This is a genomic window from Bacteroides sp. D20, assembly GCF_003436255.1.
In the GTDB taxonomy this organism is placed as follows: Bacteria; Bacteroidota; Bacteroidia; order Bacteroidales; family Bacteroidaceae; genus Bacteroides; species Bacteroides uniformis.
Genome location: NZ_QSOO01000004.1, coordinates 156,734 through 178,139, shown reverse-complemented (window position 1 = coordinate 178,139; position 21,406 = coordinate 156,734). Strand labels below are relative to the sequence as shown.

The window sequence follows — 21,406 nt, the reverse complement described above, 5'->3', positions numbered from 1 at the left end:
TTATTCTTGATATGAAAACCTTTCCTGGAGAAAACGAAACATTTCGGAGCTTGTTTTAAACTTCTTGCTCGAAAAGTTCGTTGTTTTGCAATAAATCGTTATTTTTGCGAACTCAAAACGAGAATGTTGTAATTTGAAAAATGATAAAAAACATTTTAGGATGATGAAAACAGCCAAACTGTTGCTACACTGCCCTGACAAACCAGGCATATTGGCAGAAGTAACAGACTTTATAACGGTGAATAAAGGTAATATTATCTATCTGGATCAGTATGTAGACCATGTAGAGAATATCTTTTTTATGCGTATTGAATGGGAATTGAAAGATTTTCTGGTGCCTCAGGAAAAGATTGAGGATTATTTTGCCACTTTGTATGCACAGAAATATGAGATGAATTTCCGTCTCTATTTCTCCGATACAAAACCGCGTATGGCTATCTTTGTTTCAAAGATGTCCCATTGCTTGTTCGACTTGTTGGCGCGTTACACCGCTGGTGAGTGGAATGTGGAGATACCTCTTATTATAAGCAATCATCCCGATTTGCAGCACGTGGCCGAGCGTTTCGGTATTCCTTTCCATCTTTTCCCCATTACCAAAGAGACAAAGGAGGAACAAGAGAAGAAGGAAATGGAGTTACTGGCAAAGCATAAGATAACTTTCATAGTGCTGGCGCGCTACATGCAGGTCATTTCCGAGCAAATGATAAACGCTTATCCCAATAGGATAATCAATATCCATCACTCTTTCCTTCCGGCATTTGTGGGAGCGAAGCCCTATCATGCTGCGTTTGAACGTGGAGTGAAGATTATTGGAGCTACCAGCCACTATGTTACCACAGAGTTGGATGCCGGTCCCATCATAGAGCAGGATGTGGTACGTATTACACACAAGGACACTGTGCAGGATTTGGTGAACAAGGGTAAGGACTTGGAAAAGATTGTGCTTTCTCGTGCTGTTCAGAAGCATATTGAACGCAAGGTGTTGGCATATAAGAACAAAACGGTAATATTTAATTAGTTGATAGTTGATAATTGATAGTTGATGGTGGGGAACTTGTCATTACCTTTCAATTATTACCTTTCAATGGTCAATTCTCAATTAAAAAAAATGAAAGTTGCAGTTGTCAAATATAATGCAGGCAATATCCGTTCGGTGGATTATGCTTTGAAGCGTCTGGGAGTAGAGGCAGTGATTACGGCGGATGAGGCTGTGCTACGTGCTGCCGATAAGGTTATCTTTCCCGGTGTGGGAGAGGCAGAAACCACTATGGACTTTTTGCGTGCCGGTGGTATGGATAGGCTGATAAAGGAGTTACGCCAGCCGGTATTGGGCATTTGCCTGGGCATGCAGTTGATGTGCCGCCACTCTGAAGAGGGGGATGTGGATTGCCTGGGTATTTTTGATACTGATGTGAAACGTTTCATTTCGCAGAGGCACGAGGATAAAGTACCTCATATGGGATGGAATACCATTGCCCGGACGAATAGCGGACTTTTTAAAGGCTTTACTAAAGAAGAGTTTGTTTATTTCGTACATAGTTTCTATGTGCCAGTCAATGATTGTACGGCAGCCGTGACGGATTACATTCATCCGTTCAGTGCCGCTTTGCATAAAGGCAATTACTACGCCACACAGTTCCATCCGGAAAAGAGTGGAAGTGTGGGAGAGCGTATTTTGCGGAATTTCCTGGAACTGTAAATCGTCAAATTGTAAATAAAATGATAGAACTGATTCCCGCTATTGACATTATTGACGGAAAATGTGTACGCCTTTCCCAAGGCGATTATGACAGCAAGAAGGTGTACAACGAAAATCCCGTGGAAGTGGCCCTGGAGCTGGAGGCTCATGGTATCCGCAGACTTCATGTGGTCGATTTGGACGGTGCGGCTTCCCATCATGTGGTAAACTACCGTACGTTGGAACAGATAGCTGTGCGTACGTCTCTTATTATTGATTTTGGAGGTGGGGTGAAGAGTGATGAAGATTTGGTGATAGCTTTTGAGAACGGTGCGCAGATGGTGACCGGTGGCAGCATTGCTGTGAAGAATCCCGAATTGTTCTGCAAATGGCTTCAAATGTATGGTTCCGAGAAAATTATTCTTGGCGCTGATGTGAAAGAGCATAAAATAGCCGTCAATGGTTGGAAGGATGAGAGTGGCTGCGAACTGTTTCCGTTCTTGAAAGACTATGTAGAGAAGGGGGTCCGTAAGGTTATCTGTACTGATATCAGTTGTGACGGAATGCTGCAAGGACCATCGATAGCGTTGTATAAGGAGATACTGGAGCACCATCCTGAACTCTATCTGATAGCCAGTGGAGGCGTAAGCTGTGCCGATGATATACGCCATTTGGAAGTTGTCGGCATACCTGCCGTTATTTTCGGTAAGGCTCTGTACGAAGGCCGCATCACCTTCAAAGAACTGGAAAACTTTGTTAGTTGAAAGGTGAAAATTGAAAATTAATCACTTATAACTCATAACTCAAACCGCCGTGTTAGCAAAAAGAATCATTTCTTGCCTCGACATTAAAGATGGGCAGACAGTGAAAGGTACCAATTTCGTGAACCTCCGCCAGGCCGGCGACCCGGTAGAACTGGCGCGTGCTTATAGTGAGCAGGGTGCCGACGAACTGGTTTTTCTCGACATCACAGCCAGTTTTGAAGGCCGTAAGACTTTCACTGAATTGGTGAAACGCATAGCTGCGAATATCAGCATTCCTTTTACTGTAGGTGGAGGCATTCATGAACTGGGTGACGTGGATAGGCTACTGAATGCAGGTGCCGATAAAATCTCCATCAATTCCTCAGCTATCCGCCGTCCCGGATTGATAGACGAGATTGCGAAGAACTTCGGTTCTCAGGTTTGTGTACTGGCAGTTGATGCCAAACAGACAGAGAAGGGATGGCGGTGCTACTTGAACGGTGGTCGTGTGGAAACGGATAAGGAACTGTTTGCGTGGACAAAAGAAGCCCAGGAACGTGGTGCGGGCGAGATATTGTTCACCAGCATGAATCACGACGGTGTCAAGACCGGTTATGCCAATGAAGCGCTTTCCAGCCTTGCCGACGGATTGTCCATCCCCATCATTGCATCGGGAGGGGCAGGTGCCAAAGAACATTTTCGTGACGTCTTTTTGCAGGGAAAAGCAGATGCTGCCCTGGCAGCCAGTGTTTTTCATTTCGGAGAAATCAAAATTCCCGAATTAAAATCGTATCTTTGTGCCCAAGGAATTGCGATGAGAAGATGAAGGTGAGTTTACGATTGGACGATTTACGATTTACGATTGGGATTACTCAAGCAAATCATAAGTCTCCAGTCACTTAAAGTAATATCAATCGTAAATAGTAAATAGCTAAATCGTAAATAGAATGGATTTTGACAAGATGAACGGACTCGTTCCGGCGATTATACAAGATGCAGATACCGCTAAGGTGCTGATGCTTGGCTTCATGAACAAGGAGGCTTATGACAAGACGGTGGAAACTGGAAAGGTGACTTTCTTCAGCCGTACCAAGAACCGCCTTTGGACGAAAGGCGAGGAGAGTGGCAACTTCCTGAATGTGGTTTCCATGAAGGAAGACTGTGACCGGGATACGTTACTGGTGCAGGTACATCCCGTAGGCCCGGTTTGCCATACCGGTACAGATACTTGCTGGGGTGAGAAGAACGAACAGCCGGTTATGTTTCTAAAGCTTCTTCAGGATTTCATCTGTAAGCGTTATGATGAAATGCCCGAAGGTTCCTATACGACCAGTCTTTTCCAGTCCGGTATCAACAAAATGGCACAGAAGGTAGGCGAAGAGGCTGTGGAAACCGTCATTGAGGCTTGCAACGGTACGGACGAACGCCTGATTTATGAAGGAGCTGATTTGTTGTATCACCTCATCGTGCTGCTCACATCCAAAGGATACCGCATTGAAGACCTTGCGCGTGAATTGGAGGAACGTCACAGTGCGACGTGGAAGAAACATTAAGTAATTAAAAATTAATAATTAAAATGGGGGTGGGCGAGGCGCTGATAAGATATACGGACGTAGAGATACACCAGCAGGAGTTGTGCGTACTGAACGATGTGAATTTGGAACTTCACAAAGGGGAGTTCGTGTACCTGGTAGGTAAAGTGGGCTCCGGCAAGACGAGCCTGCTCAAGACTTTCTATGGCGAACTGGATATTGCATCGGGCGAGGCTGAAGTATTGGGGTATGACATGCTCCATATTAAGCGTAAGCACATCCCGCAGTTGCGCCGCAAGCTGGGAATCGTATTCCAGGACTTCCAGTTGCTGACAGACCGTACGGTGTACGACAACCTTGAATTTGTTCTCCGCGCTACCGGTTGGAAGAGCAAAGGGGAGATTAAGGACAAAATAGAAGAGGTGTTGAACCTGGTGGGGATGAGCAACAAAGGATATAAGCTGCCTAATGAACTGTCGGGTGGTGAGCAACAGCGCATTGTGATTGCGCGTGCAGTGCTCAACTCTCCGGAGATAATCCTTGCGGATGAGCCTACCGGAAACCTGGATTCGGAAACCGGACATGCCATTGCAGAACTTCTGCACGGCATCAGTGAAGCCGGCGCACTGGTGGTGATGACCACGCACAACCTGCAGCTGCTGCGAGAGTTTCCCGGCAAGGTGTACCGGTGCGCAGACCATCTGATGACTGATGTTACAGCAGAATACGCCCCTGCAATAACCCATGATTAGTAGTTAAGTAGTTATCTCTAACTACTGATTCTTATAAAGAACAGAAATTAACGATAAAGCTCCGCAGCTGCCTACTTGTAGCTCGTAGCTTGTAACTATAAACTAATTAATACAGGAACGAAAATGAAAGTTTTAAAGTTTGGAGGTACTTCAGTAGGTTCGGCTCAGCGAATGAAGGAAGTGGCCAAATTGATTACCGATGGTGAACGTAAGATTGTGGTTCTCTCTGCCATGTCGGGTACCACAAACACATTGGTTGAGATTTCGGACTATCTGTACAAGAAGAATCCGGAAGGTGCCAACGAGATTATCAACAAGCTGGAAAGTAAATATCGCCAGCACATTGATGAACTCTTTGCTACTCCGGAGTATAAACAGAAAGGCCTGGAACTCATCAAATCACATTTTGACTATATCCGTTCTTATACCAAAGACCTCTTCACTCTGTTTGAGGAGAAAGTGGTGTTGGCTCAGGGCGAGTTGATTTCCACCGCCATGATGAACTACTATCTGCAGGAATGCGGCGTGAAGTCTGTATTGCTTCCGGCTTTAGAATACATGCGTACGGACAAGAATGCCGAGCCCGATCCGGTCTATATCAAGGACAAGCTCCAAGTTCAGCTGGAACTGCATCCGGATGCTGAGATTTATATCACTCAGGGGTACATCTGCCGCAATGCCTACGGCGAGATAGACAATCTGCAGCGTGGCGGAAGCGACTATACGGCTTCGCTGATTGGTGCTGCCATCAACGCTTCCGAAATCCAGATTTGGACGGATATCGACGGCATGCACAACAACGACCCCCGTATTGTGGACAAGACTGCGCCGGTGCGTCATCTGCATTTCGAAGAGGCCGCCGAGCTGGCATACTTCGGTGCCAAGATTCTGCACCCTACCTGCATCCAGCCTGCCAAGTATGCCAATATCCCCGTCCGTCTGCTCAATACGATGGACCCCACTGCTCCGGGTACGCTGATTTCCAATGATACGGAGAAGGGTAAGATTAAGGCGGTGGCTGCCAAGGACAACATTACGGCCATCAAGATAAAATCCAGCCGCATGTTGCTTGCTCACGGATTCTTGCGTAAGGTTTTCGAGATATTCGAGAGCTACCAGACTTCCATCGATATGATTTGTACTTCAGAAGTGGGTGTGTCCGTATCTATCGATAATGTGAAGCATCTCAATGAAATTCTGGATGACTTGAAGAAGTATGGCACAGTGACGGTGGACAAGGACATGTGCATCATCTGCGTGGTGGGCGACCTCGAATGGGAAAACGTCGGTTTCGAAGCCAAGGCATTGGATGCCATGCGCGACATACCGGTACGTATGATTTCTTTCGGTGGTAGCAACTATAATATCTCTTTCCTCATCCGCGAGTGCGACAAGAAGGCAGCGTTGCAGTCACTCAGTGATGCGCTGTTCAATGAGGAATAACTCTTGATATTTTTCAGACGCAGATTACACAGATGACGCAGATTCTTTTTGCTTCCTATTTGTGTAATCTGCGTCATCTGCGTCTGAAAAATTATTTGTAGACACCTCTTTCATCTTCCTTTTTTTAAACTAAACAAAGATTACGATTATTATATGAAAGGAACATTCCCTATCCATAAATTCCGCGAATTGCGTACTCCCTTCTATTACTACGACACAAAGGTCTTGCGCGACACACTTTCGTGCATCCGTACGGAAGCTGCCCGATATGGTAACTATTCGGTGCATTATGCTGTGAAGGCCAATGCCAATCCCAAGGTGCTTGCCATTATCCGCGAGAATGGCTTGGGTGCCGACTGTGTAAGTGGCGGTGAAATCCGTGCAGCCATCAAGGCAGGTTTTCCCACTGGCAAGATTGTTTTTGCAGGGGTGGGCAAGGCTGATTGGGAAATCAATCTGGGGCTGGATTATGACATTTTCTGCTTTAATGTGGAGTCTGTCCCCGAGCTGGAGATTATCAACGAGCTGGCTGCCGCTAAAGGTAAGGTGGCCAATGTGGCTTTCCGTATCAATCCCAATGTAGGTGCCCATACCCATGCCAATATTACCACTGGGCTGGCCGAAAACAAGTTTGGTATCAGCATGCAGGATATGGACCATGTGATAGACATTGCGCAGAATATGAAGAACCTGAGATTCATCGGACTGCATTTCCACATCGGTTCCCAAATATTGGATATGGGCGATTTCGTGGCTTTGTGTAACCGCGTCAACGAATTGCAGGATAAGCTGGAAGCTCGCCATATCCGCATCGAGCACGTCAATGTGGGGGGCGGACTCGGCATTGATTACGGTCACCCCAACCGTCAGCCGATACCCGACTTCAAAAGCTACTTCGAGACTTACAACAGCCATCTGAAACTCCGTCCCCACCAGACGCTCCACTTCGAGCTGGGACGTGCGGTAGTGGGACAATGCGGTTCATTGATTTCGCAGGTGCTTTATGTGAAGCAGGGCACCAACAAGCAGTTTGCCATTCTGGATGCCGGCATGACGGATTTGATTCGTCCGGCACTCTACCAAGCGTTCCATAAGATAGAGAATATCACTTCGGATGCGCCGGTTCAGGCTTATGATGTCGTAGGGCCCATCTGTGAGTCTTCTGATGTATTCGGTAAGGCTATTGATTTGAATGGGGTGAAGCGTGGCGACCTTATCGCCCTCCGTTCGGCAGGGGCTTATGGCGAAATTATGGCTTCGGGCTATAACTGCCGTGAGCTGCCTCAAGGATATACGTCGGACGAGCTGGTATAGAGAGGCTGGAGATGCGTTGCATGAATGGCGAAGCATTTATTATACCAAGGCTTCTGTTTTTATATAAAAAATGTTATTGCGTGAACAACTTTTAAGGTTTCTTGTTACTTTTGTAATGATTTCAATTTAAATAAATACGATTATGATTACAGAAAAATTACAGAATGCAATTAATGAGCAGATTACGGCTGAGATGTGGTCTTCCAACCTTTATCTGGCAATGTCTTTCTATATGGAGAAAGAAGGTTATAACGGCATGGCTTCCTGGTTGAAGAAGCAGGCTTCTGAAGAAAAAGCTCATGCTTGTGAAATGGCTTCTTATATCATCAAGCGTGGCGGTAAGGCCAAACTGGACAAGATTGATGTTGTTCCCAATGACTTCGGTACTCCACTGGAAGTGTTCGAGCAGGTAGCCCAGCACGAACGCCGTGTTTCCAAAATGATTGATGAATTGGTAGATGTTGCCTCTGCCGAAAAAGATAAGGCTACACAAGACTTCCTTTGGGGATTCGTGCGCGAGCAGGTAGAAGAAGAAGCTACTGCCGACGGCATTGTAGATATGATAAAGAAAGCCGGTGATGCCGGAATCTTCTTCGTTGACTCAAAACTGGGAGAACGCAGATAAGAGAGAAACTAAAAAAATCCCGCGGCTAATTTTAGTCGCGGGATTTTTTTTAGTTATGAGTTATAAGTTGTGAGTTATTTGTTGATGAAGGGCTTATATCCGCAAGGGAAAGCACAAGCAAATAACTTATAACTCATAACTCATCACTCATTTCAGCACTCCCAGCTCTTTCCCCACCTTAATAAATGCAGCGATACATTTGTCCAGATGCTCCTTTTCGTGTCCGGCAGAGATTTGTACGCGGATGCGTGCCTGGTCTTTGGGCACTACGGGGTAGTAGAAACCGGTGACGTAGATGCCTTCTTCCTGCATGCGGGCGGCATAAATCTGGGAGAGTTTGGCATCATACAGCATGACGGCGCAGATGGCGCTTTGTGTCGGCTTGATGTCGAAACCGGCGGCGGTCATCTTGTTGCGGAAGTAGTTTACGTTTTCCAGCAGTTTGTCATGCAGGGCATTGCTCTCTTTGAGCATCTTGAATACCTCGAGGCTGGCGCCGATGATGCCCGGAGCCAATGAGTTGGAGAAGAGGTACGGACGGCTGCGTTGGCGTAGCAGGTCGATGATTTCCTTGCGTCCGGTAGTGAATCCTCCCAAAGCGCCGCCAAAGGCTTTGCCCAAAGTTCCGGTATAGATGTCTACGCGTCCGTAGGTGCCGTATTGTTCGCTTACGCCGTGTCCTGTAGGGCCTACCACGCCGGCGGAGTGTGATTCGTCCACCATGACCAGCGCGTCGTATTTCTCGGCAAGGTCGCAAATGCAGTCCATCGGGGCAACGTTGCCGTCCATGGAGAATACCCCGTCCGTAACTACGATACGGAAACGCTGTGCCTGGGCTTCCTGCAGGCATCTTTCCAGGTCGGCCATGTCGGCATTGGCGTAGCGATAGCGTTTGGCTTTGCAGAGGCGTACGCCGTCAATGATGGAAGCATGGTTTAGGGAGTCCGAGATGATGGCGTCTTCCTCGGTGAAGAGGGGCTCGAACACACCGCCATTGGCGTCGAAACAAGCGGCGTAGAGAATGGTGTCTTCAGTCTTGAAGTAGTCGGAGATGGCTGCTTCCAGCTCCTTGTGGATGTCCTGCGTTCCGCAGATGAAGCGTACGGACGACATGCCGTATCCGCGGCGTTCCATAATCTGCTGGGCGGCGGCAATCAGCCGCGGGTGGTTGGACAGTCCCAGGTAATTGTTGGCACAGAAGTTCAGCACCTCTTTGCCTTTTACGCTGATGGCAGCTTGTTGTGCACTCTCAATCAGTCGCTCTTCCTTGTAGAGTCCGGCTTCTTTTATTTCAGCAAGTGTCTTGCTGAGATGGTCTTTCATTTTACCGTACATAGCATTTTATTTTTTAGGTAATACGTTGTCATTACATTTCCCACAAAGAACATCATTTTTCTTGGAATAAACAATATCAATATGGCAGAAATATGAAAAAAAAGTGTGTATATTTGCACCATATATAATAACGAAACCTTATAAATAACTCGTATGAAGAATATTTTGGTAATTGGAGCTACCGGACAGATTGGGTCGGAACTCACGCTGGAGTTGCGCAAACGTTATGGTGATGACCATGTTGTGGCAGGATACATTCCGAGTGCTATGCCCAAGGGAGAATTGAAAGCATCCGGCCCTTCGGCCATTGCCGACGTGACAGACCGTCAGTCCATCGAGGTGGTGGCGCGTCAGTTCAAGATTGATACTATCTACAATCTGGCCGCCTTGCTCTCGGTAGTTGCCGAAAGCCGTCCGGCCATGGCTTGGAAAATCGGTATTGACGGGTTGTGGAATGTGCTGGAAGTGGCGCGCGAGTACAATTGTGCCGTGTTTACCCCGAGTTCCATCGGCTCGTTCGGCGAAGCCACGCCTCATGTAAAGACACCGCAGGACACTATCCAGCGTCCGCGTACCATGTATGGCGTGACAAAAGTGACGACTGAATTGTTGAGTGACTATTACTATACAAAATATGGTGTGGATACACGCTCGGTACGTTTTCCGGGAATTATTTCGAACGTGACCCCTCCGGGTGGCGGCACTACGGACTATGCGGTGGATATCTTCTACTCTGCCGTGAAGGGAGAAAAATTCGTATGTCCGGTGAAGGCCGGCACGTATATGGATATGATGTATATGCCCGACGCACTGAACGCGGCCATCTCGCTGATGGAAGCGGCACCGGCAAGGCTGAAGCACCGCAACGCCTTCAACATCGCCTCCATGAGTTTTGACCCGGAACAGATTTATCAGGAAATTAAGAAGCATATGCCTGATTTTGAGATGGCATACGAGATTGATCCGCTGAAGCAGGCCATTGCCGACAGCTGGCCCGACTCTCTGGATGACTCTTGTGCACGCGAGGAATGGGACTGGATGCCGCAGTACGACCTGGAGTCCATGACCGTAGACATGCTTGAGAAATTAAGGGCTAAATTAAACAAGTGACCGTAAGCGGTCCGTAAAGAATGAAAAAACTTTTATTGGGATTTTTGTTGTTCGCCTTTTTGATTTCGTGTGGAAACAAAAAGGCGAAAATGGATCCCTTTGCTACCATTACGGAAATGGTGGATTCGGCCGGTCACAAGGCCGATACGCTGCTGGAAGCAGAAGTGAAGGAAGAACCGAAGCCGATGGAGGCAGACGAGCTGTTTGATGATTTTATCTTCAATTATGCTTCGGATGATGCTCTGCAAAGGCAGAGGACGGTATTTCCTTTGCCCTATTATGACCGTGACACTCCGCTGAAGATAGAGGCGGACTTCTGGAAGCACGATTATCTGTTTACCAAGCAGAACTATTACACCTTGCTTTTTGATAAGGAAGAGGATATGGACATGGTGGGCGATACTACGCTGACATCGGTACAAGTGGAGTGGATTTTCTTGAAAACGCGTATGATGAAGCGTTATTATTTTGAGAAGAAGCGGGGAATGTGGATGCTCGAAGCCATCAACCTGCGCGAGATGGAGAAAGGCGAAAATGAGGACTTCGTGGAATTCTATACCCGTTTTGTGACGGACAGTGTCTATCAGAGCAAGCATATCAGCCATCCGCTACAATTCATCACCATAGACCCTGACGACGAGTTCTCTATCCTGGAAACCACTTTGGATGTGGACCAGTGGTATGCCTTCCGTCCGGTAATGCCTACCGACAGATTGTCTAATATCAATTACGGACAGAAGAATGAGGACTTGTCGGACACCAAAATACTGAAGGTAAATGGCATAGGCAACGGATACTCCAATATCTTCTATTTCCGCAAACGCAGTAAGGGATGGGAGCTGTACAAATATGAAGACACGAGCATTTAAAATAAAGGAGGAAAGGTTTGAGGAAGATACCCAATACATTTGGAATTGACGTTACTGCTGCAAGATTTCTGGAATACGGTTCGGAGGATGAACTGCGGGAGCTGATTGCGGCAGGACAGGTCGTTGCGCCCTGGCTGCATATCGGTGGAGGGAGCAACCTGCTCTTTATCAAGGATTATGAAGGCACGGTGCTGCATTCACGTATCGGTGGCCTGGAGGTGGCGTCAGAGGATGAGGAGCACGTGTGGGTGCGTGTGGGTGCTGGTGTGGTATGGGACGATTTTGTGGCTTGGTGTGTGAAACGACATTGGTATGGTGCCGAGAACCTTTCGCTGATACCGGGTGAGGTCGGGGCAAGTGCAGTACAGAATATCGGTGCTTATGGTGTGGAAGTAAAGGACCTGATAACATCCGTGGAAACCATAAATATGGCAAGGGAGAAGCGTATCTACGGGGTGGATGAATGCGGCTACTCCTACAGAAAGAGCTTGTTTAAGCAACCGGAGATGAAGGCCGTGTTTGTGACTTACGTGAACTTCTGCTTGAGTAAACGGGAACATTATACATTGGATTACGGTACTATCCGGCAGGAGCTGGAGAAATATCCGGTGCTGAATCTGGAAACTTTGCGCCGCGTGATTATAGACATCCGTCAAAGCAAGTTGCCCGACCCGAAGGTGCTGGGCAATGCGGGTAGTTTTTTTATGAACCCCATCGTGCCGCGTCGGCAGTTCGAGTCTTTGCAACGGGAATATCCGGATATGCCCCACTATGATGTGGATGCCGGCCGGGTAAAGATACCGGCTGCCTGGATGATAGACCGGTGTGGCTGGAAAGGGAAGGCGCTGGGGCCTGCTGCGGTGCACGGCCGGCAGGCGTTGGTACTGGTGAACTCGGGTGGTGCCACGGGAGCGGATATTGTTGCTCTTTCGGATGCCGTGCGGGCTTCTGTCCGCGAGAAATTCGGCATTGACATTCACCCGGAAGTTTGTTTGATAAAATAGTAAGAGAGTTTTGACGCACCCAAACATCGTTGTATATAACCTGATTTTAGAAATTTATTTGATTTAGTCAATGGGAAAACTCAGAATACTAGGAAGCGGAACTTCGACCGGAGTGCCTGAGATAGGCTGTACTTGTCCGGTCTGCACTTCCACTGACCCGCGGGACAACCGCTTGCGTGCGTCATCCCTGCTGCATACGGATGATGCGGTGATATTGATAGATTGTGGCCCTGACTTCAGGGAACAGATGCTGCGCGCCTCTTCTTTTGAGAAGATAGACGGCGTACTGGTGACACACGAACACTATGACCATGTGGGCGGTCTGGATGATTTGCGCCCGTTCGGCCGTTTTGCCGATATCCCTATCTATTCCGATGCCTACACTGCTGCCCATCTGCGGGCAAGGATGCCTTACTGCTTTGTCGATAAAGTATATCCGGGAGTTCCGCGTATCTATCTGCAGGAAGTGGAGGCGGGGCAGGCGTTCCACATCAACCGGACGGAGGTGCTGCCTTTACGGGTGATGCACGGTAGGCTTCCCATCCTGGGCTACCGCATTGGCGGCCGGCTGGGATATATCACGGATATGCACATGATGCCTGAAGAATCTTATGAACAATTGAAGGGCTTGGACGTTTTGGTAATGAATGCTTTACGGCCAAAGCCGCATCCTACGCACCAGAGTATTTCGGAGGCGTTGGAGGCTGCCGGACGTATTGGTGCCAAAGAGACCTATTTTATCCATATGAGCCATCATGCAGGGCTTCATGCCGACATCGAAAAGCTGTTGCCACCCCATGTACACTTTGCCTACGATGGACTTGAAATAGATTTCTAAACTTTTTGAAACATTTGTTTTGTTTTATTAGTAGAAAATGCTATTTTTGCCAAAAGTTGATGAATAAATGCCATGAAACTCCGACTCCTCATACAGATAGCTGTCGTTGTGTCCATAGTGCTGCTATGTACCGGTTTTGGCGTGTATTCCTTCCTGCGGTTGAATTCGGTGGAGAACCGGCAGGATTTCAATCTTTATACTTTGGTGCCTCAAGATGCCACAGCCATACTCGAAACCGACCGTATGGCAGACCTCGTGGAAGATATCAATGAACTGAATTGCAGCAAAGACAATCATTTTCTATACGTATCGGAGCTTTTTGTTTACTTGAAGAAGTATTTGTATACTTTGGTGGAGGATACTCCGCATGGACTGAGTAAACAGATGAACAAGATGCTGATTAGCTTTCACGAGCCGGATACACCGATGAACCAAGTATTGTATTGTAGTTTGGGTTCGGGTGATTATGAGTTGGTGGAGTCTTTTGTGGAGAAGTACTGCTCCAGTTCGTTTCCTTCCAAGTATTTCGATTACAAGGGAGAGGAGATACGTATCTATCCCATGGCAGACGGTCGTTTCCTGGCTGCCTACTTCACTCCCGATTTTCTGGTTGTAAGTTTCCAGAAGCGTTTGATAGAACATGTGATTGATGCGCGGCGCAGCAAAAAGTCCCTGATGAACCTCCCTTCTTTCCGCACTATGTACGCGGGCAAGCAGAGTAACGTGGCTGCCACGGTCTATGTGCGTATGAAAGGAGTGGATATGGGGAAGCCTACGGACGGTATCCGTTCGCAGACGCAGCTGGGCAGTTGGGCGGAGTTTGACATGAAGTTCAATGAAGATGCCATTTATTGCTCCGGCATCAGCCATGGGTCGGATTCCACACAGACGTTTATCAATGCCTTGCGGGTGCAGCAGCCGGTAGAGGACGGATTTTCCGGGGCTCTGCTTCCGTCTTCCACTTTCTTTTACGATCGCTGGGCAATGTCTGACAGAAATTCCTGGTTTGGCTTTACTGCCAGTCAGGAGTATGCCAAGGCCACCTATTCAGACTATATCAAGCAGCGCGACGAGGAGTGGATTGCTTACTTGAATGAGCATGCGGGCGAGAGCGTGATGTCTTGCTTGTTCCAGTCTAAAGACACGTTGGACAAGCTGCCTTGCGCCGTGATGTGTATCCCTCTCAAGGATGAACTGGCAGCGGAACGCCGCTTGCAGTCTCTGCTTTACAGTACCCCCAAGGAAGAGGATGCTCCGCTTATGCCGAAGGTGGTTTCAAATAATTCGTTGTATCCCAAAGCAAGGAAGTTCCCTAAATATGTGTTGCCCCGTAACACGCTGCTTACCCAGCTGACGGGCATCACGGAGTCTGCCCTTTATACCTTTGCCTGTTTCTATCGGGGTAGTCTGTTGCTGGCTCCCGATGCACTGAGCCTTTCGGCCTATATTGAGGCGGTGGAGAGTGGAGATGTGTTAGACGGAACACCGGTGTACGAAGAGGGTATAGGCAGTCTTTCACCCATATATAATTTTGTGATGATGGTGGATATGGAGATGATGCTGAGCCAGCCTGAAACGTATGTGCGTCTGATACCGAACTTCTTCTTCCGTCAATCCAACTTCTTCCGTCATTTCATGCTTGCAGTACAATTCACTTGTACAGAAGGGGTGGTTTATCCGAATATCGTATTGCTTTATAAAGGGTGATTAATCGGTCATTCTGTAGAGTGCTGAGGGAAAATAAGCACGAGGAAAGTCAAAATACACACTCACCACAGATTGCACAGATTAAAACAGCTAAAAAATCTTGATTATCAAAATTCTAGAATAAACTGTGTTAATCTGTGCAATCTGTGGTGAGTTATAACATATTCTTAGAACGGCAGGTCATCCTTTGCATCCCCTGCGAGGAATTCCGGTGCGGCAGTGGGAGCCGGCGGTGGAACGGGAGCGCCCGGAGCGGGTGCGGCAGTGCTTACGCGTTCTACCTTCCATGCGCGAATACTGTTGAACCAACGGTCTTGCCATTGGCGTGCGTCTACATCAAAAGATACTGTCAGCTCTTCTCCCATCTGAATATTGAACTGTTCGATTTTGTCCGCTCCAAATACGTCAAAACACATTTTGCGCGGATATTGGCCATGGTCTTCAATCACATATTCTTGTGATTTCCATTCGTTACCTGACTTGGAAACTCCGCCTCTGGGCTGGAGTATAGCGATGATTTTTCCTGTAAATTCCATTGTTTTCTTTTTAAATGATGCGGCGAAGTTACAATTTTTTAGGAATATGAGACGAATATTCGGCTGTTTTTTCTTGCTATTTCTTTGTCGTAGGGAATTCTTTTTTTAACTTTGTCCGTCAGTTTGAAAAAGATAAAAACGGTTTCTAAGACGTTAGCAAAATAAAAAACTTAAATATACAGAAGATATGAAATTTATCGTTTCGAGTACTGCGCTCTCCAGTCATTTGCAGGCTATCAGCCGTGTGATTAATTCGAAGAATGCGTTGCCTATTTTGGATTGTTTCCTCTTTGAACTGCAAGACGGAACCTTGTCTGCAACTGTTTCCGACAGTGAAACGACGATGGTCACTACAGTCGAAGTGAATGAAAGTGATATGGACGGCCGTTTTGCCGTCACAGCCAAAACCCTTTTGGACGCTTTGAAGGAAATTCCCGAACAACCGTTGACTTTTGAAATCAATACGGATTCCCTTGAAATCACGGTACAGTATCAGAACGGTAAATACAGCCTGATGGGGCAGAATGCGGACGAGTTCCCGCAGTCTGCCATGTTGGGTGACAATGCCGTACGTGTGGAAATGGATGCACAAGTGTTGCTGGGTGGTATCAACCGTGCCGTGTTTGCTACGGCTGATGACGAGCTTCGTCCCGTGATGAACGGTATCTATTTCGATATCACAACGGAGGACATCACGATGGTGGCATCAGACGGTCATAAGCTGGTGCGCTGCAAGACACTGGCTGCCAAAGGTAACGAACGTGCCGCCTTTATCCTGCCCAAGAAGCCGGCTTCGCTGATGAAGAATCTGCTGCCGAAAGAACAAGGCATGGTGACTATCGAGTTCGACGAACGCAACGCTGTGTTCACATTGGAAAGCTACCGCATGGTGTGCCGTCTCATCGAAGGACGCTATCCCAACTACAACTCTGTGATTCCGCAGAACAACCCTTATAAAGTGACGGTAGACCGTCTGCAACTGCTCGGTGCTTTGCGCCGCGTGTCTATCTTCTCCTCGCAGGCAAGCAGCCTTATCAAGCTCCGTATGCAGGAGAATCTGATTGTCATCTCCGCACAGGACATCGACTTCTCTACATCGGCCGAAGAAACACTGGTTTGCCAATATGCGGGCAATCCGATGAGCATCGGTTTCAAGTCCACTTTCCTGATTGACATTCTGAATAACATTTCTGCCGATGAAATCGTTATCGAACTGGCAGATCCTTCACGTGCAGGTGTCATTATTCCGGTAGAGCAGGAAGAGAACGAAGACTTGCTGATGCTGCTGATGCCGATGATGCTGAATGACTGATGAATATTAGCAATCGGATTATGAGCTACGAGCTACAAGTGGCTGCGCAATTATGCCGCACGGTACTTGTAGCTCGTGGCTTGTAAGTTAAACTTATAATTTATAGCTCATAGCCAGAGCTTATAAAACGAAAAAACAATGAAATTGAATCTGAAAAATCCGATAGTCTTTTTTGATTTGGAGACTACGGGTACCAATATCAACTCAGACCGAATTGTCGAAATCTGTTACCTCAAGGTATATCCCAACGGGAATGAGGAGTCCAAAACCATGCGTATCAACCCCGAAATGCCCATTCCTGCCGAAGCATCTGCCGTTCATGGCATCTACGATGCCGATATAGCCGACTGCCCCACATTCAAGGAAGTGGCGCGCAACATTGCCAATGACATTGAAGGATGCGACTTGGCGGGCTTCAACTCCAACCGTTTTGATATCCCCGTCCTGGCGGAAGAGTTCCTTCGTGCCGGTGTGGACATTGACATGAGCCGCCGCAAGTTTGTGGACGTGCAGGTCATTTTCCACAAGATGGAGCAACGCACGCTGTCTGCTGCCTATAAATTCTATTGCGGCAAGAATTTGGAAGACGCCCATACGGCAGAGGCTGATACACGTGCCACCTACGAGGTGCTGATGTCGCAGTTGGACCGCTATCCGGAGTTGCAGAATGACGTGGCTTTCCTTGCCGACTATTCCAGCTTCAACAAGAATGTGGACTTTGCCGGTCGTATGGTCTACGATGACAAAGGTGTGGAAGTATTCAACTTCGGCAAGTACAAGGGCATGTCGGTATCCGATGTCCTGAAGCGCGATCCCGGCTATTACAGCTGGATTCTGAACAGTGATTTTACCCTGAATACCAAAGCCACGCTGACCAAGATACGTCTGCGTGAAATGACTCAGAAATAAATGGCAAATATACTGAAAGGGAAGAAAATAGTATTGGGCATTACGGGCAGCATTGCCGCCTATAAAGCATGCTATATTATTCGCGGACTGATTAAGCGTGGTGCAGAGGTGCAAGTGGTCATTACGCCTGCCGGAAAAGAATTTATTACCCCTATCACGCTCTCTGCCCTGACCAGCAAACCGGTTATCAGTGAGTTCTTTGCCCAACGCGATGGCACCTGGAACAGCCATGTGGACCTCGGTCTGTGGGCAGATGCCATGCTGATAGCCCCGGCTACGGCTTCCACCATCGGCAAGATGGCGAATGGCGTGGCAGACAATATGCTGATTACCACCTATCTTTCCGCCAAAGCTCCGGTGTTTGTGGCGCCTGCCATGGACCTGGACATGTATGCCCATCCTTCCACCCAAAAGAATCTGGATACACTCCGCTCTTATGGAAACCACATCATAGAACCTGCTACGGGAGAACTCGCCAGCCATCTGGTGGGGAAAGGCCGTATGGAGGAGCCGGAGAATATCATCCGCCACCTGGAAATGTACTTTGCTGCCAAAGATGGCGACCTGGTGGGCAAGACAGTGATGATAACCGCAGGACCTACTTATGAGAAGATAGACCCGGTGCGCTTCATCGGCAACTATTCTTCCGGCAAGATGGGACTTGCCCTGGCAGATGAATGTACCGCCAGAGGGGCCAAGGTGATACTGATTGCCGGTCCGGTGCAGCAAGGCACTTACTTCCCGATGCACCAGTACCATGCGGTAGAGTCGGCGCAGGAGATGTTCGAGGCTGCATCCGCCGCCTTTGTCCATGCCGATGCCGCCATCTTGACGGCTGCCGTGGCAGACTACACCCCCGAACAAGTGGCGGATGAGAAAATCAAGCGTGAAAAGACCGGGGAGATGAGTTTGAACTTGAAACCTACTCGCGACATAGCCGCTTTCTTAGGCAATCTGAAGAACGATACAGAGCACCAACGGCGCCTCCTCGTAGGCTTTGCCCTTGAGACTCATAACGAGCAGATGAATGCGGAAGACAAGCTCAACCGCAAGAATCTGGACTTCATCGTGCTGAACTCCCTGAACGACAAGGGAGCCGGTTTTCGTTGCGATACCAATAAAATCAGTATCATAGACCACCAGGGAAAGACGGACTACCCCTTGAAGTCCAAAGCCGAAGTGGCTGCCGACATCGTAGACCGTCTGGTGAAAGATTTAAATAGTAAATAGTAAATCGTCAAATCGTCAATATCCTTATGTTGCGTTCGCTTTACATACAGAATTATGCGCTTATTGAAAAGCTCGATATCAGCTTCAGCAGCGGTTTCTCGGTGATAACGGGTGAGACCGGTGCTGGAAAATCCATTATTCTGGGTGCCATCGGTCTGCTGCTGGGACAGCGTGCCGATGTGAAAGCCATTCGTGTAGGAGCTTCGAAGTGCATTATTGAGGCCCGTTTTGATATTTCCGCTTACGGTATGCAGCCTTTCTTTGAGGAGAATGAGTTGGAGTACGAGGAAGAATGCCTCCTGCGCCGCGAGGTGTCCGCTTCGGGCAAGAGCCGGGCATTCATCAATGACACGCCTGCTTCATTGGCTCAGATGAAGGAGCTGGGAGAACAGCTGATTGACGTGCATTCCCAGCATCAGAACCTATTGCTGAACAAGGAAGGGTTTCAGTTGAATGTACTGGACATCTTGTCGCATAACGAAGAGGCCTTGTCTGCTTACCAGCATATCTTCGGAGCATGGAAGCAGGCACAGCAGGATTTGGAGGCCCTTGTTGCCCGTGCCAATCAGGATAAGTCGGACGAAGACTATATCCGTTTCCAACTGGAACAGTTGGAAGAGGCACACTTGTCTGCCGGTGAGCAGGAGGAGCTGGAGCAAGAGGCAGATACGCTGAGCCATGCGGAAGAGATAAAGGCCGGACTCTATCGGGTAGGGCAGACGCTCTACTCGGACGAAGGAGGCTTGTTGTCCGGGCTGAAGGAATGCCTGAATACGATGCTCGGCCTGCAGAGGGTTTATCCGGTTGCCGGGGAACTTGCCGAACGCATGGAAAGCACTTATATCGAGTTGAAGGATATTTCGCAGGAAGTGTCGGGTAAGGAGGATGAAATAGAGTTCAACCCCGAACGTCTGGATGAAGTGAACGAACGTCTGAACTTGATTTATACGCTCCAACAGAAGCACCGCGTTTCCACTGTCGGTGAACTTCTGGCGTTGACGGATGAATACGCCGCCAAACTCTCAGCCATCACTTCGTCCGACGAGCACATCGAGGAACTGAAAGCGCGTTGCGACGCTTTATATAATAAGGTGAAAAAGCAGGCTGCCGTCCTCACCAAGGCGCGTACTGCCGCTGCCCGTGAAGTGGAGAAGCAGATGGCTGCGCGGCTGGTTCCGTTGGGCATGCCCAATGTCCGTTTCCAGGTAGAGATAGGTGCCCGCAAAGAGCCGGGCATACACGGGGCGGATACTGTGAACTTCTTGTTTTCCGCGAATAAGAACGGGGCATTGCAAAGCGTCTCCTCCGTAGCTTCGGGTGGTGAAATAGCCCGCGTCATGCTCTCCATCAAAGCAATGATAGCCGGTGCCGTCAAGCTTCCTACCATTGTATTCGACGAAATAGATACCGGAGTCTCCGGCGAGATAGCCGACCGCATGGCGGATATCATGCAGGAGATGGGCGAGCAGGACCGCCAGGTAATCAGTATCACCCATCTGCCCCAGATTGCTGCCCGCGGATGCGCCCATTATAAGGTGTACAAGCAGGACAACGAGACGGAAACAAACAGTCACATCCGTCGTCTGACCGACGATGAACGTGTGGAAGAAATAGCCCATATGCTGAGTGGTGCTAAGCTGACCGAAGCCGCACTGAACAATGCCAGAGCATTGCTGGAAGTATCAAATAGTAAATAGTAAATCGTCAAATAGTAAATACCCATATATGGTTGATAACAGTGAAATGATTTTCGGCGTTCGTGCCGTGATAGAAGCCATTCAGGCAGGAAAAGAGATAGACAAGATATTGGTAAAGAAGGACATTCAGAGTGATTTGTCAAAAGAGCTGTTCGCTGTCTTGAAAGGGACTTTGATACCGGTACAGCGCGTTCCGGTGGAACGCATCAACCGCGTGACGCGGAAGAATCACCAGGGAGTAATTGCCTTCATCTCTTCAGTCACTTACCAGAAGACGGAGGACTTGGTACCTTTCCTTTTCGAGCAGGGCAAGAATCCTCTGTTTGTGATGCTCGACGGCATCACGGATGTCCGCAATTTCGGTGCCATTGCCCGTACTTGCGAGTGTGCGGCGGTAGATGCCGTGATTATCCCTGCACGGAACAGTGTATCTGTCAACGCAGATGCCATGAAAACCTCGGCAGGAGCCTTGCACACTTTGCCCGTTTGCCGCGAACACAGCCTGAAAGAGACCCTGCAATTCCTCAAGAATAGTGGTTTCCATATCGTGGCAGCCACGGAGAAAGGCGATTACGACTATACCAAAGCCGACTATACCGGTCCGATGTGCATCATTATGGGTGCCGAAGACAAGGGGGTGTCCTATGACAACCTGGCGTTGTGTGACGAGTGGGTGAAGATTCCCATGTTGGGAACCATTGAGTCCCTCAATGTTTCCGTTGCAGCCGGCATTTTGATTTATGAAGCGGTAAAACAAAGAACCAACTAAGAT

21 protein-coding genes are annotated in these 21,406 nt (G+C 48.3%); 19 read left to right on the top strand and 2 right to left on the bottom strand.

The features are described 5' to 3' along the window. Positions 1-160 precede the first annotated feature (160 nt). The 9 genes from purU to DXD78_RS05725 all read left to right on the top strand — a co-directional run bounded on the left by purU (position 161) and on the right by DXD78_RS05725 (position 8,087). Complete coding sequence (gene purU / locus DXD78_RS05765) at positions 161-1,018, top strand: formyltetrahydrofolate deformylase (RefSeq protein ID WP_005831431.1); 858 nt, start codon at positions 161-163, stop codon at positions 1,016-1,018. A 90-nt stretch (positions 1,019-1,108) separates the two neighbouring features. Continuing rightward, positions 1,109-1,699 carry an imidazole glycerol phosphate synthase subunit HisH gene (gene hisH / locus DXD78_RS05760; RefSeq protein WP_008664882.1) on the top strand — a complete coding sequence of 197 codons (591 nt, stop codon included), beginning with the start codon at positions 1,109-1,111 and terminating at the stop codon, positions 1,697-1,699. 20 nt (positions 1,700-1,719) lie between these two features. Further along, positions 1,720-2,442 (top strand): 1-(5-phosphoribosyl)-5-[(5-phosphoribosylamino)methylideneamino]imidazole-4-carboxamide isomerase, encoded by a 723-nt coding sequence (gene hisA / locus DXD78_RS05755; RefSeq protein ID WP_005831427.1) that lies wholly within the window; start codon positions 1,720-1,722, stop codon positions 2,440-2,442. Between the two features lie 49 nt (positions 2,443-2,491). Then, on the top strand, positions 2,492-3,247 hold the full coding sequence (gene hisF / locus DXD78_RS05750) for an imidazole glycerol phosphate synthase subunit HisF (protein ID WP_005831425.1): 756 nt from the start codon (positions 2,492-2,494) through the stop codon (positions 3,245-3,247). 121 nt (positions 3,248-3,368) lie between these two features. Continuing rightward, positions 3,369-3,974 (top strand): bifunctional phosphoribosyl-AMP cyclohydrolase/phosphoribosyl-ATP diphosphatase HisIE, encoded by a 606-nt coding sequence (gene hisIE / locus DXD78_RS05745; RefSeq protein ID WP_009038209.1) that lies wholly within the window; start codon positions 3,369-3,371, stop codon positions 3,972-3,974. A gap of 23 nt (positions 3,975-3,997) precedes the next feature. Then, entirely contained in the window at positions 3,998-4,705 is a 708-nt protein-coding gene (locus DXD78_RS05740) for a cell division ATP-binding protein FtsE (RefSeq protein ID WP_009038210.1), read from the top strand. A gap of 123 nt (positions 4,706-4,828) precedes the next feature. Beyond that, positions 4,829-6,148 (top strand): aspartate kinase, encoded by a 1,320-nt coding sequence (locus DXD78_RS05735; protein ID WP_005831418.1) that lies wholly within the window; start codon positions 4,829-4,831, stop codon positions 6,146-6,148. Between the two features lie 153 nt (positions 6,149-6,301). Continuing rightward, complete coding sequence (lysA, locus tag DXD78_RS05730; RefSeq protein WP_005831416.1) at positions 6,302-7,462, top strand: diaminopimelate decarboxylase; 1,161 nt, start codon at positions 6,302-6,304, stop codon at positions 7,460-7,462. Between the two features lie 142 nt (positions 7,463-7,604). Beyond that, positions 7,605-8,087, top strand: coding sequence for a ferritin (locus DXD78_RS05725; protein ID WP_005831414.1), 483 nt, complete (start codon positions 7,605-7,607; stop codon positions 8,085-8,087). A gap of 147 nt (positions 8,088-8,234) precedes the next feature. Here the strand turns inward: DXD78_RS05725 and kbl are convergent, their stop codons facing one another. After that, positions 8,235-9,422 (bottom strand): glycine C-acetyltransferase, encoded by a 1,188-nt coding sequence (kbl, locus tag DXD78_RS05720; RefSeq protein WP_009038211.1) that lies wholly within the window; start codon positions 9,420-9,422, stop codon positions 8,235-8,237. 153 nt (positions 9,423-9,575) lie between these two features. Here kbl and DXD78_RS05715 point away from each other — a divergent pair, with 153 nt between their 5' ends. From DXD78_RS05715 to DXD78_RS05695, 5 genes are all read left to right on the top strand, one after another. Then, positions 9,576-10,532, top strand: coding sequence for an NAD-dependent epimerase/dehydratase family protein (locus DXD78_RS05715; RefSeq protein ID WP_005831407.1), 957 nt, complete (start codon positions 9,576-9,578; stop codon positions 10,530-10,532). Positions 10,533-10,552: 20 nt separating this feature from the next. Continuing rightward, the gene (locus DXD78_RS05710) at positions 10,553-11,401 is read left to right on the top strand and encodes a DUF4348 domain-containing protein (protein ID WP_009038212.1); all 849 of its coding nucleotides are present in this window, start codon (positions 10,553-10,555) and stop codon (positions 11,399-11,401) included. Between the two features lie 17 nt (positions 11,402-11,418). Then, positions 11,419-12,405 carry a UDP-N-acetylmuramate dehydrogenase gene (murB, locus tag DXD78_RS05705; protein WP_009038213.1) on the top strand — a complete coding sequence of 329 codons (987 nt, stop codon included), beginning with the start codon at positions 11,419-11,421 and terminating at the stop codon, positions 12,403-12,405. A gap of 70 nt (positions 12,406-12,475) precedes the next feature. Next, complete coding sequence (locus DXD78_RS05700) at positions 12,476-13,243, top strand: MBL fold metallo-hydrolase (protein WP_034529604.1); 768 nt, start codon at positions 12,476-12,478, stop codon at positions 13,241-13,243. A 72-nt stretch (positions 13,244-13,315) separates the two neighbouring features. Beyond that, on the top strand, positions 13,316-14,950 hold the full coding sequence (locus tag DXD78_RS05695) for a DUF3352 domain-containing protein (protein ID WP_005831393.1): 1,635 nt from the start codon (positions 13,316-13,318) through the stop codon (positions 14,948-14,950). 167 nt (positions 14,951-15,117) lie between these two features. Here DXD78_RS05695 and DXD78_RS05690 read toward each other — a convergent pair whose 3' ends face one another. Then, positions 15,118-15,486, bottom strand: a complete 369-nt coding sequence (locus DXD78_RS05690) for a DUF3127 domain-containing protein (RefSeq protein ID WP_005831391.1) — start codon at positions 15,484-15,486, stop codon at positions 15,118-15,120. A 187-nt stretch (positions 15,487-15,673) separates the two neighbouring features. On the opposite strand from DXD78_RS05690, the gene dnaN reads away from it, so the two are divergent. From dnaN to rlmB, 5 genes are all read left to right on the top strand, one after another. Then, positions 15,674-16,798, top strand: coding sequence for a DNA polymerase III subunit beta (gene dnaN / locus DXD78_RS05685; RefSeq protein ID WP_005831387.1), 1,125 nt, complete (start codon positions 15,674-15,676; stop codon positions 16,796-16,798). Between the two features lie 138 nt (positions 16,799-16,936). Beyond that, on the top strand, positions 16,937-17,707 hold the full coding sequence (locus DXD78_RS05680) for a 3'-5' exonuclease (protein ID WP_005831385.1): 771 nt from the start codon (positions 16,937-16,939) through the stop codon (positions 17,705-17,707). Then, positions 17,708-18,937 carry a bifunctional phosphopantothenoylcysteine decarboxylase/phosphopantothenate--cysteine ligase CoaBC gene (gene coaBC / locus DXD78_RS05675; protein ID WP_005832361.1) on the top strand — a complete coding sequence of 410 codons (1,230 nt, stop codon included), beginning with the start codon at positions 17,708-17,710 and terminating at the stop codon, positions 18,935-18,937. It begins immediately after the preceding gene. Positions 18,938-18,963: 26 nt separating this feature from the next. Next, positions 18,964-20,634 carry a DNA repair protein RecN gene (gene recN / locus DXD78_RS05670; protein WP_009038215.1) on the top strand — a complete coding sequence of 557 codons (1,671 nt, stop codon included), beginning with the start codon at positions 18,964-18,966 and terminating at the stop codon, positions 20,632-20,634. Positions 20,635-20,662: 28 nt separating this feature from the next. Then, entirely contained in the window at positions 20,663-21,403 is a 741-nt protein-coding gene (gene rlmB / locus DXD78_RS05665; RefSeq protein ID WP_005831382.1) for a 23S rRNA (guanosine(2251)-2'-O)-methyltransferase RlmB, read from the top strand. Positions 21,404-21,406: the final 3 nt, after the last annotated feature.

Bases quoted from the DNA above. Each gene is read 5' to 3' on its own strand.
- purU (WP_005831431.1), top strand. From the start codon at position 161: ATGATGAAAACAGCCAAACTGTTGCTACACTGCCCTGACAAACCAGGC.
- hisH (WP_008664882.1), top strand. From the start codon at position 1,109: ATGAAAGTTGCAGTTGTCAAATATAATGCAGGCAATATCCGTTCGGTG.
- hisA (WP_005831427.1), top strand. From the start codon at position 1,720: ATGATAGAACTGATTCCCGCTATTGACATTATTGACGGAAAATGTGTA.
- hisIE (WP_009038209.1), top strand. From the start codon at position 3,369: ATGGATTTTGACAAGATGAACGGACTCGTTCCGGCGATTATACAAGAT.
- DXD78_RS05740 (WP_009038210.1), top strand. From the start codon at position 3,998: ATGGGGGTGGGCGAGGCGCTGATAAGATATACGGACGTAGAGATACAC.
- DXD78_RS05735 (WP_005831418.1), top strand. From the start codon at position 4,829: ATGAAAGTTTTAAAGTTTGGAGGTACTTCAGTAGGTTCGGCTCAGCGA.
- lysA (WP_005831416.1), top strand. From the start codon at position 6,302: ATGAAAGGAACATTCCCTATCCATAAATTCCGCGAATTGCGTACTCCC.
- DXD78_RS05725 (WP_005831414.1), top strand. From the start codon at position 7,605: ATGATTACAGAAAAATTACAGAATGCAATTAATGAGCAGATTACGGCT.
- kbl (WP_009038211.1), bottom strand. From the start codon at position 9,422: ATGTACGGTAAAATGAAAGACCATCTCAGCAAGACACTTGCTGAAATA.
- DXD78_RS05715 (WP_005831407.1), top strand. From the start codon at position 9,576: ATGAAGAATATTTTGGTAATTGGAGCTACCGGACAGATTGGGTCGGAA.
- DXD78_RS05710 (WP_009038212.1), top strand. From the start codon at position 10,553: ATGAAAAAACTTTTATTGGGATTTTTGTTGTTCGCCTTTTTGATTTCG.
- DXD78_RS05700 (WP_034529604.1), top strand. From the start codon at position 12,476: ATGGGAAAACTCAGAATACTAGGAAGCGGAACTTCGACCGGAGTGCCT.
- DXD78_RS05695 (WP_005831393.1), top strand. From the start codon at position 13,316: ATGAAACTCCGACTCCTCATACAGATAGCTGTCGTTGTGTCCATAGTG.
- DXD78_RS05690 (WP_005831391.1), bottom strand. From the start codon at position 15,486: ATGGAATTTACAGGAAAAATCATCGCTATACTCCAGCCCAGAGGCGGA.
- dnaN (WP_005831387.1), top strand. From the start codon at position 15,674: ATGAAATTTATCGTTTCGAGTACTGCGCTCTCCAGTCATTTGCAGGCT.
- DXD78_RS05680 (WP_005831385.1), top strand. From the start codon at position 16,937: ATGAAATTGAATCTGAAAAATCCGATAGTCTTTTTTGATTTGGAGACT.
- coaBC (WP_005832361.1), top strand. From the start codon at position 17,708: ATGGCAAATATACTGAAAGGGAAGAAAATAGTATTGGGCATTACGGGC.
- recN (WP_009038215.1), top strand. From the start codon at position 18,964: ATGTTGCGTTCGCTTTACATACAGAATTATGCGCTTATTGAAAAGCTC.
- rlmB (WP_005831382.1), top strand. From the start codon at position 20,663: ATGGTTGATAACAGTGAAATGATTTTCGGCGTTCGTGCCGTGATAGAA.